Source organism: Verrucomicrobiota bacterium (assembly GCA_039027815.1).
GTDB lineage: Bacteria > Verrucomicrobiota > Verrucomicrobiia > Verrucomicrobiales > JBCCJK01 > JBCCJK01.
Genome location: JBCCJK010000032.1, coordinates 26,128 through 34,914, shown reverse-complemented (window position 1 = coordinate 34,914; position 8,787 = coordinate 26,128). Strand labels below are relative to the sequence as shown.

Below are 8,787 nucleotides of genomic sequence, written 5' to 3'. Positions count from 1 at the left end.
ATGGCCGAGTGGATTTCGGGCCAGACCAAGGCGCGACGAGGGCGCGGTGCAGGCACCGTAACCGACGAGCAACGCTGGGCTGGCTCGAAAGACTCCGGCTCTCCCTTCCCCGCGCTTCAGCGCCTCTTCCCCACAACACCTTCCCTCCATTCTACCAGCGAATCCTGGAGGTTGGTATGAGAGGAGTTCTGGAGTCCGGTGGCTTGCCACCGCTTTGGCAGAACCCCGGCTCGCCGGGGTCAGCATTCCACCTCCAACAAGCGCTCCCACCCAATCCCTGAAAACCCACTCCACCCCCGCGGGGCAAGCCGCCGCACTCCACAAATCACCCACGCAACTGCCGCATCCCTTCATACACCACGATCCCCACCGATGTCGCCAAGTTCAGACTCCGCGTCCCCTCCATCGGAATCCGGAAACATCGCTCTCTCTCGGATTCAATGAGCGATTCCGGCAGTCCCTTTGTCTCGCGACCAAAGACCAGATAATCCCCTTCCCGAAAGTGGCCTTCCCAAAAACTCTTGGCCGCTTTGGTGGTGAAGTAGTGCGGCTCGGATTCCGCCGAAGCCTCGGCGAGGCAGGCTTCCAGATTCGGCCAGACTCTGACTTGGACCTCTTTCCAGTAATCGAGTCCCGCCCGGCGAAGCGATTTGTCATCGATGGAGAAACCAAGCGGCTCGATTAGATGGAGCCGACTCCCTGTGGCCAGGCACAAACGCCCCACATTTCCCGTATTGGGGGGGATTTCGGGTTCAACCAAGACCACTTCAAACATGGCTTCGTGAAGGCACGCCTAGAGACTGCGCGGGTAAAAGAAAGACCCGGCTGCTCTCGCAAACCGGGCCTTTCGTGTCCCTCGCAATGAAAAATTTTTAGGAGGCGACTGCCTCAGCTTGATCTACGTTAATCCGGCGGCCTTTTTTGTCAAATCGAACGACTCCGTCCGAAAGGGCGAAGATGGTGAAATCTCGTCCGAGCCCGACGTTGACCCCAGGCACCCACTTCGTGCCCTTCTGGCGGATGAGAATGTTGCCGGCGATGACCTGCTCCCCCCCGAATTTTTTCACGCCCAGCCGCTTGCTGTTGCTATCGCGCCCGTTCTTGACGGAGCCTTGTCCCTTTTTGTGAGCCATGGTTTGGGGGAAGTTGAATTTAAGCGGAAATGCCGGTGATTTGGACTTTGGTCAGCTGGCGACGATGGCCCTTGGTGCGGTGGTAGCCCTTCCGGCGCTTGAACTTGTAGTTGATGACTTTCTTGGCGCGGATTTGATCGACGACTTCCGCTTCCACTTTGGCGCCCTCCACCACCGGGGTCCCGACCGAAGCTTGCCCTTCATTCGAGACGAAAAGCACCTGGTCGAAACTCGTTTTGTCGCCCGCCTGGACCGAAGCGAGAAACTCCACGTCCAGCTTGTCTCCTTCAGAGACGCGGTATTGCTTGCCGCCGGTTTTGAAAATCGCGTAGGTCATGGGAGAGTTCGGCTGCGCCGAGAAGGGCGCGGAATCTGTCATGTGGGGGCTGTTTGGGCAAGAGCTTTTTTTGAAATTTCCGGGGGAGGAGGCGGCTGGCTAGGAGGGCCCAGCGCGTAATCACCACCGTGCCCCTCCTTCCCGTCCAACCCCGCCACGGCAGCGCCTGGTTGCCTGAGCTGGACCTCTGGCTGGACCCGCATCGCGCGCAGGATTTTGCCTTCATCTCTCACGCGCATGCCGACCACTTTGCGCCCAGCCGCCGCTGCTTGGCGACGCCCGTGACGGCGGCCTTCTTGCGAACCCGCTATGGCAAAAAGCTCACCATCATGGAGCGGGCCTTTGGCGAGGTCTTCTCTTGGGAGGGGCATCGCTTGTCTCTCCATCCCGCTGGACACACCTTTGGCTCCGCTATGTTGCGCGTGGAACGGGAGGCGGATGGCGTCAGCTTTCTCTACACGGGGGATTTCAAGATGCGCCCCAGCCTGACGGCCGAAACGGCCCAGCCACCCCCGGCCGACAGCCTGCTGATGGAGACCACCTACGGCTTACCTCACTTTCAGTTTCCCGACTCCCAAGCGATCCGGCCAGCGATCCAACATTTCTGCGAAGACGCGCTCAGCCAGGGGGAGGTACCGGTTCTTTTGGGCTACTCTCTGGGCAAGGCGCAGGAGTTGATGGCCATCGTGGCGGAGGCCGAGCTCCCCATGCTCGTTCACCCGGCCATTGAGAAGATCTCGCGCGATTACGAAGCGCAAGGTCGCTCGCTCGGTCGCTACGCTCCGCTGAAGAAAGAAAGCGATCTCGCGGGCCAGGTCCTCCTGACCCCGCCCAACACGGTGCGCAGCACTCTCATTCGGCGCATCCCTCATCGACGTCTGGCCATGGCCAGCGGCTGGGGCCTGCAAGCCGGGGCCTCCTTTCGCTACCAAGTGGATGAGGTCTTCGTGCTGAGCGATCACGCCGACCACAGCGAACTCCACGCCTGCATCAAGGCGGTGCAGCCAAAACTCATTCTGACCACCCACGGATACGCGCGGGAGTTCGCGGCTGAGCTTCGCCAAGCTGGTCGAGAAGCCTGGACTCTCCGTGGGCAGGACCAAATCGAACTCCCGCTCTCGCTCGAGCAAGAGGCCGGCCCGGCCTTGCCCAGCGACACGGCGATCCCGCCTTCCGAGTGGGGTGAACTTTGCCAAGCGGCCGAGGCCGCCGGCCGTGCCAGCGGTCGCTTGCAAAAAATCAGCCTGCTGGCTTCCTATCTGGCCCGCCTCCAAGACCAAGCCGAGAGCCTCGCCCGGGCGACGCGTTTTCTGGCGGGTCGGGCCACGGCCGATCGGGACTCCCAGAAGCGCTTGCAAGTGGGCAGCGCCCTCGTGCGGGCTGCCCTTTTGGCGCACACCGGCTTGCCCCTCGCCCGTTACCAGGCGATTTCCCGCAGCCAAAACGATCTCGGGCGGACGACCTTTCTTTTGCTCCAGCAAGGCCGATCGGAAGCACGCCCCTGGAGCTTGAGAGACGTGGATGAATGGATTTCTCAAATCGGGAAAGCCACGACCCAGCAGGCCAAGTTGCGGCTGCTCCGCCAAGCCTTTGCCCAACTGCCCGCTTCGCAAGGCTCGCTGCTGGTGCGCTTGCTGACAGGTGATCTCCGGCTGGGTCTCAAGCAAGGGCTGGTCGAGGAAAGCCTGGCCAAGGCCTTCGACCAACCGCTAGCCGCCATCAGGGAGGCGATCTTGCTCACGGGCGACTTGGGCGAGACCGCCAACTTGGCCGCAGGGGGTGGGCTAGCGAGCGCGCAACATCGTCCCTTTGTGCCGCTCCAGCCTATGTTGGCTAGTCCGGAAAAGGACGCGGAAAGTCTCTTTCAACGCCTGGCCGCGGGCACCCCAATTCGGAAGATTTGGCTGGAGCCGAAGTTCGATGGCATCCGCTTGCAACTTCACAAAGTGGGAGAGCGGGTCGAGCTCTACTCCCGCGACACCCGCACTCTGACCGAGGAGTTTCCAGATTTGGTCCAGCCTGTGACCACGCACCCGGGGGACTTCCTCCTCGATGGAGAGCTCATCGCTTACGATGGGGACCGTAAGCTCACCTTCTTCGACCTGCAAAAGCGGCTCGGTCGGCGCCAAGAGCCTGACCTCTTTGGGGCGCAGGAGATCCCGGTTCGGTTTCTGGCTTTTGACTGCTTGTGGGCCGAGGGAAAAAGCTTGCTCCAGCAGCCCCTTCAGGCGCGACGGGCCTGCTTGGAGAGCCTCCGCCTAAAAGAGCCCTTGGAAATCGTTCCTCTTTGCCAGGCCGCGAGCCCGGAGGAAATCGAAGTGGCCTTTCTCCAAGCAAAGCGAGAGGGGCATGAGGGCTTGATCGCGAAGGACCCGGCCAGCCGTTGGCTGGCCAGCCGACGAGGCAAGCATTGGCTCAAGCTCAAAAAAGCCATGCCTACGCTCGACTGTGTGGTGGTGAAGGCGCAGCAAGGTCACGGAAAACGCAGTCATGTGCTGAGTGATTACACCTTCGCGCTCCAAGATGAACAAGACGCCAGCCTCAAGGTTTTGGGGAAGGCCTACAGCGGACTGACCGACGAGGAGATCGAGGAGCTAACCGAACACTTTGAACGGACCACCCTCAGCCAGCGGGGACGAGTTCGCACCGTGGAGCCGCAGGTGGTCCTAGAAATCGCCTTCGATAGCATTCAACCAAGCCAGCGCCACAACAGTGGGCTCTCCCTGCGGTTCCCCCGAATCCATGCCTGGAGGCGGGACAAAGTCCCGACCGAGATCGATTCGCTGGCGACCGCTAGAAAACTGGCCGGCCTCCCAGGCTAAGCCGCGCGGGCAAGGAGGGAAAGGCTGGGGCCGCTCACCAATCCACGTTGCTCCCGCGGGTGTCCACGTGGACGAAGTTTCGGTAGTAGCCGACCCCGCCCTCGAAGTGTCCTTTCTCCCTCATAAGCCGAGCGGCTTTGGCCACCCTCCAGGATGAGCAATCGAATTTGAGATCGAGCGCCTTGTTCTCCATGTGCAGGGACCGGGACTTGCCTCGGCAAGCCGAATTGTAGCGGGGACTGCGGTAGGCCGAAACGACCTCCTTTACCGGGAGTCGGAGAATGCCGGCCAACTTGTCCGTCACCTGGAGGGTCTCCCGGATATTTTTCCAAAGGCGCTTCGGAGGGACGGAATTGGCGACCTTCCCGCGGGTTTTCAGGTGAGGATAAAGAACTTGGTAGGGAGTGACGTTCTTGAGCTTGAGGCTCCCCAGAAAATTGGCGTATTGTTGGCCGCGCGAACCCAATCTTTTCTTCCAAGTGTCAGGCAAGCGAACTTCCGGATGGGACTGGAAAAAAAATGCTTGAGCGGAGTGAGGGAGAAAGAGCCCAGCCGAGCCCAAAAGCCCCACTTTGAGAGAACCTCGCCGGGTGAAGAAAAAACGCGTTTCTAAGGCCTGATCGGCGGGTTCGATATTTTTCACGATATCGGCGGTAAGCTGGTTTTGTGCCGAGTGCAAGCAACATCCTGAGAGAGAAGGAATCGCTGCGAAAAGAAGGGGAAAAACGGAGTCAAAGAGAGACGAGGCTGGCAGAGAGTCGGCGTTCCACTTGCGCTCGGAGTGCGTTGTAAAAGGAATCACTCGTCCGCGGCATGGCGATGCGATCCTGTTCGACCCCATCTTTGAAAATGAGGACAGAAGGAAAGCTCTCGATGGCAAGTTTCTCGCAGAGGGCCGTCTCGGCGGAAGCATCGATCATTCCCACGGAAATGCGGCCCTGCATATCTTGGGCGACGTCTCCAATGAGCTGCAAGTTTTCATCCTCAGACTCGGGGGTCGCCTGGGAGAGGTAGACCAAAAAGACCCCTCGGTCAGAGGCGACCACCGTCTCAAAATTGAGACCATTGACTTCGACCGGGGCAGAGATCTCCGCGTTGGAGCTTCGATCATACACGAAGGCCGCCATCACAAAGAGGAGAACAAAAAGCCAGGTCCGACGAGGCATGGCCCCGATTCTCTCTGAAAATTTTAAAAATGTCAACCTTTATTAAATAAATTTTGAAAGAAGGCACAAAAAAACCCACCCCGGAGGGTGGGTTAAAAACCTGGCAACGACCTACTCTCGCATAGCCTATCGCCACACTACCATCGGCGCGACAGCGTTTCACTTCCGGGTTCGGGATGGGACCGGGTGGGGCCACTGCGCTATGGTCACCAGAGTGTGAATGACTTGGGAGCGTCCAAATCAGCCAGGCTCTGATGACGATGGGGAGCCAGTTTTTCAAAGAGCGAGTTCAGCCTCCCATCGGGAGTCTGGAGATTCGCTGACAACTACGTAATCGGGAGAGAGTTTCCAAGCATCGCCAACTCTTGGCGAATGCAAAGACAGAAGATTGGAGAAACAAGTCAAACGGATGATTAGTATCGTTTAGCTGAATGCGTCACCGCACTTACACAAACGACCTATCAACGTGGTAGTCTTCCACGATCCTTCAGGGAGACCTAATCTTGGGAGGAGCTTGGCGCTTAGATGCTTTCAGCGCTTATCTCTTCCGCACTTAGCTACCCAGCGGTGCCCTTGACAGGACAACTGGTATACCAGAGGTGCGTCAATTCCGGTCCTCTCGTACTAGGAATTGAACCCCTCAAGTCTCCTACGCCCGCAGAGGATAGAGGACCGAACTGTCTCGCGACGTTCTGAACCCAGCTCGCGTGCCGCTTTAACCGGCGAACAGCCGGACCCTTGGGACCTTCTTCAGCCCCAGGATGCGACGAGCCGACATCGAGGTGCCAAACTTCGCCGTCGATATGAACTCTTGGGCGAAATCAGCCTGTTATCCCTAGCGTACCTTTTATCCGTTAAGCGACGGCAATTCCACATTCAACCGCCGGATCACTTTGGCCGACTTTCGTCTCTGCTCGACTAGTAGGTCTCACAGTTAGGCAGGCTTTTGCCAATATACTCGAAACGCGATTGCCAACCGCGCTGAGCCTACCTTCGCACTCCTCCGTTACTCTTTAGGAGGATACCGCCCCAGTAAAACTGACCGGCTGCAACTGTCCCTCTGCCTGATTCAAGGCGAAAGGTTAGATTCCCCAATACCATAGGGTGGTATCTCACTGTTGGCTCCACGACTCCCTAAAGAGCCGCTTCAAAGCCTCCCACTTATGCTGAGCAATGAAACCGAGAAACCAGTAACAGCTTACAGTTAAGGTGCATAGGGTCTTTCCGTCCTTCTGCGGGTAGCCGGCATCTTCACCGGCACTACAATTTCACTGAGCTCCTGGTTGAGACAGTGCCCAACTCGTTGCACGATTCGTGCAGGTCGGAACTTACCCGACAAGGAATTTCGCTACCTTAGGACCGTTATAGTTACGGCCGACATTCACCGGGACTTGGGCTCGGAGCTTCGTTCCGCAAGCGGAACTAACACCTTACCGTAATCTTTCGGCATTGGTCACGTGTCACATCCTATACGTCGTCTTGCGACTTAGCAGAATGCTGTGTTTTTGGTAAACAGTCGGTTGGGCCTCTTCACTGCGCCCCTCCGAAGAGGGGACCCCTTCTCCCGAAGTTACGGGGCTATGTTGCCGAGTTCCTTAACCAGGTTTCACTCTTGCGCCTTAGAATACTCATCTCACCCACCTGTGTCGGTTTGGAGTACGGGCTGCTTCAATCGTGATGGCTTTTCTCGGCGGATGATCTGGTGATACGGATTGGCCGTAGCCGCACCTCGGAATTCAATCACCTAGTCACTGTCACATCCGCGTCCCCATTCACTTCGCAGGTGCAGGAATATTGACCTGCTTTCCATCGCCTACGCCTATCGGCCTCGGCTTAGGTCCCGACTAACCCTGGGACGAAAAACGTTGCCCAGGAAACCTTGGGTTTTCGGCGGACGGGGATTTCACCCGTCTTATCGTTACTCATGTCTGCATCCTCACTTCTCAACGCTCCACGGTCAGTCGCCATCGCGCTTCACTGCGTTGAGAACGCTCTTCTACCACGCCCCCGAATGAACGGGGACGTCCAGAGCTTCGGTATACCGCTTGATCGCCAAGAATTTTCGGCGCGAGATCTCTCGATGAGTAAGCTATTACGCACTTTTTAAATGATGGCTGCCTCTAAGCCAACATCCTCACTGTCTAAGAAATCTCACTTCCTTTCCACTGAGCGGTATTTGGGCACCTTAGCTGCTGATCTGGGATGTTTCCCTCTCGCCTACGGAGCTTATCCCCCGCAGACTCACTGCCATATTACACCGGAAGGTATTCGGAGTTTGATTGAGTTTGGTAAGCGGGTGTGCCCCCTAGCTCATTCAGTGCTCTACCCCCTCCCGTCAGCATATGACGCTGCACCTAAATGCATTTCGAAGAGAACCAGCTATTACCGGGTTTGATTAGCCTTTCACTCCGACCCACAGCTCATCCGAGGATTTCTCAAGATCCACCGGTTCGGTCCTCCACGCGATTTCACTCGCGCTTCAACCTGGCCATGGGTAGGTCACCTCGGCTTCGGGTACAGCCCCTGCGACTAAAACGCCCTCTTCGGACTCGCTTTCGCTCTGCCTCCACCCCAGAAGGGCTTAAGCTTGCCACAGAGACTGACTCGCAGACTCATTAAACAAAAGGCACGCCATGATCCCGCGGATGCGGGACGCTGACACCTTGTAAGCATACGGTTTCAGGTTCTATTTCACTCCGCTCGCAGCGGTACTTTTCACCTTTCCCTCACGGTACTGGTTCACTATCGGTCGCCAATTAGTATTTAGCCTTACGCCGTGGTCGGCGTGGATTCACGCGGCGTTTCACGTGTGCCGCGCTACTCAGGGACACCCTAAGGCTGTGTCAGATTTCGGCAACGGGCCTGTCACCCTCTATGGATCAACTTTCCAGAAGATTGGCCTATCTTTCACAGTCCTACATCGGGGCCCTACAACCCCGGCAGCAAGCTGCCGGTTTGGGCTGTTCCGCTTTCGCTCGCCGCTACTTACGGAATCGATTCTCTTTCTTTTCCTCCGGTTACTGAGATGTTTCACTTCACCGGGTGTCGCGAACTCTTCCCTATGGATTCAGGAAGAGACGACGCCGTATTACCAGCGCCAGGTTACCCTATTCAGAAATTCCCGGGTCATAGTGTATGTGCCACTCACCGAGACTTATCGCAGCTTGTCACGTCTTTCATCGCCTGTTGGCACCAAGGCATTCACCGTATGCCCTTAATAACTTGTTTCTCCAATTCTGAAAATTGGAGCGCCTTTGTATTCAGCACAAGAGTTGACTCTTGTATGATGCTTGTAGTTTTCTCTACCCGATACGCAGTTGTCAAAGAAC

The 8,787-nt window shown here is 57.4% G+C and carries 6 protein-coding genes and 2 rRNA genes; 1 reads left to right on the top strand and 7 read right to left on the bottom strand.

Annotation, left to right across the window (positions count from 1 at the left end; translation table 11 throughout):
• Nucleotides 1–325: 325 nt before the first annotated feature.
• The 3 genes from AAF555_09355 to rplU all read right to left on the bottom strand — a co-directional run bounded on the left by AAF555_09355 (nucleotide 326) and on the right by rplU (nucleotide 1,470).
• Entirely contained in the window at nucleotides 326–775 is a 450-nt protein-coding gene (locus tag AAF555_09355) for a tRNA (cytidine(34)-2'-O)-methyltransferase (protein ID MEM6911774.1), read from the bottom strand.
• Between the two features lie 97 nt (nucleotides 776–872).
• Nucleotides 873–1,133, bottom strand: coding sequence for a 50S ribosomal protein L27 (rpmA, locus tag AAF555_09350; protein ID MEM6911773.1), 261 nt, complete (start codon nucleotides 1,131–1,133; stop codon nucleotides 873–875).
• Nucleotides 1,134–1,152: 19 nt separating this feature from the next.
• Nucleotides 1,153–1,470 carry a 50S ribosomal protein L21 gene (gene rplU, locus AAF555_09345; protein MEM6911772.1) on the bottom strand — a complete coding sequence of 106 codons (318 nt, stop codon included), beginning with the start codon at nucleotides 1,468–1,470 and terminating at the stop codon, nucleotides 1,153–1,155.
• A 128-nt stretch (nucleotides 1,471–1,598) separates the two neighbouring features.
• Between rplU and AAF555_09340 the strand changes: the two genes are divergently transcribed.
• A complete protein-coding gene (locus tag AAF555_09340) occupies nucleotides 1,599–4,292 on the top strand; it encodes an ATP-dependent DNA ligase (GenBank protein ID MEM6911771.1) in 2,694 nt (897 codons plus the stop codon).
• A 34-nt stretch (nucleotides 4,293–4,326) separates the two neighbouring features.
• On the opposite strand, the gene AAF555_09335 is transcribed toward AAF555_09340, so the two are convergent.
• From AAF555_09335 to AAF555_09320, 4 genes are all read right to left on the bottom strand, one after another.
• Complete coding sequence (locus AAF555_09335) at nucleotides 4,327–4,935, bottom strand: D-Ala-D-Ala carboxypeptidase family metallohydrolase (GenBank protein MEM6911770.1); 609 nt, start codon at nucleotides 4,933–4,935, stop codon at nucleotides 4,327–4,329.
• Nucleotides 4,936–5,023: 88 nt separating this feature from the next.
• Nucleotides 5,024–5,458 carry a thioredoxin domain-containing protein gene (locus AAF555_09330; GenBank protein ID MEM6911769.1) on the bottom strand — a complete coding sequence of 145 codons (435 nt, stop codon included), beginning with the start codon at nucleotides 5,456–5,458 and terminating at the stop codon, nucleotides 5,024–5,026.
• A 98-nt stretch (nucleotides 5,459–5,556) separates the two neighbouring features.
• A 5S ribosomal RNA gene (gene rrf, locus AAF555_09325) occupies nucleotides 5,557–5,672 on the bottom strand.
• A gap of 178 nt (nucleotides 5,673–5,850) precedes the next feature.
• Nucleotides 5,851–8,686: ribosomal RNA gene (locus AAF555_09320) — 23S ribosomal RNA — on the bottom strand.
• Nucleotides 8,687–8,787 lie beyond the last annotated feature (101 nt).

Bases quoted from the DNA above. Each gene is read 5' to 3' on its own strand.
- rpmA (MEM6911773.1), bottom strand. From the start codon at position 1,133: ATGGCTCACAAAAAGGGACAAGGCTCCGTCAAGAACGGGCGCGATAGC.
- AAF555_09355 (MEM6911774.1), bottom strand. From the start codon at position 775: ATGTTTGAAGTGGTCTTGGTTGAACCCGAAATCCCCCCCAATACGGGA.
- rplU (MEM6911772.1), bottom strand. From the start codon at position 1,470: ATGACCTACGCGATTTTCAAAACCGGCGGCAAGCAATACCGCGTCTCT.
- AAF555_09330 (MEM6911769.1), bottom strand. From the start codon at position 5,458: ATGCCTCGTCGGACCTGGCTTTTTGTTCTCCTCTTTGTGATGGCGGCC.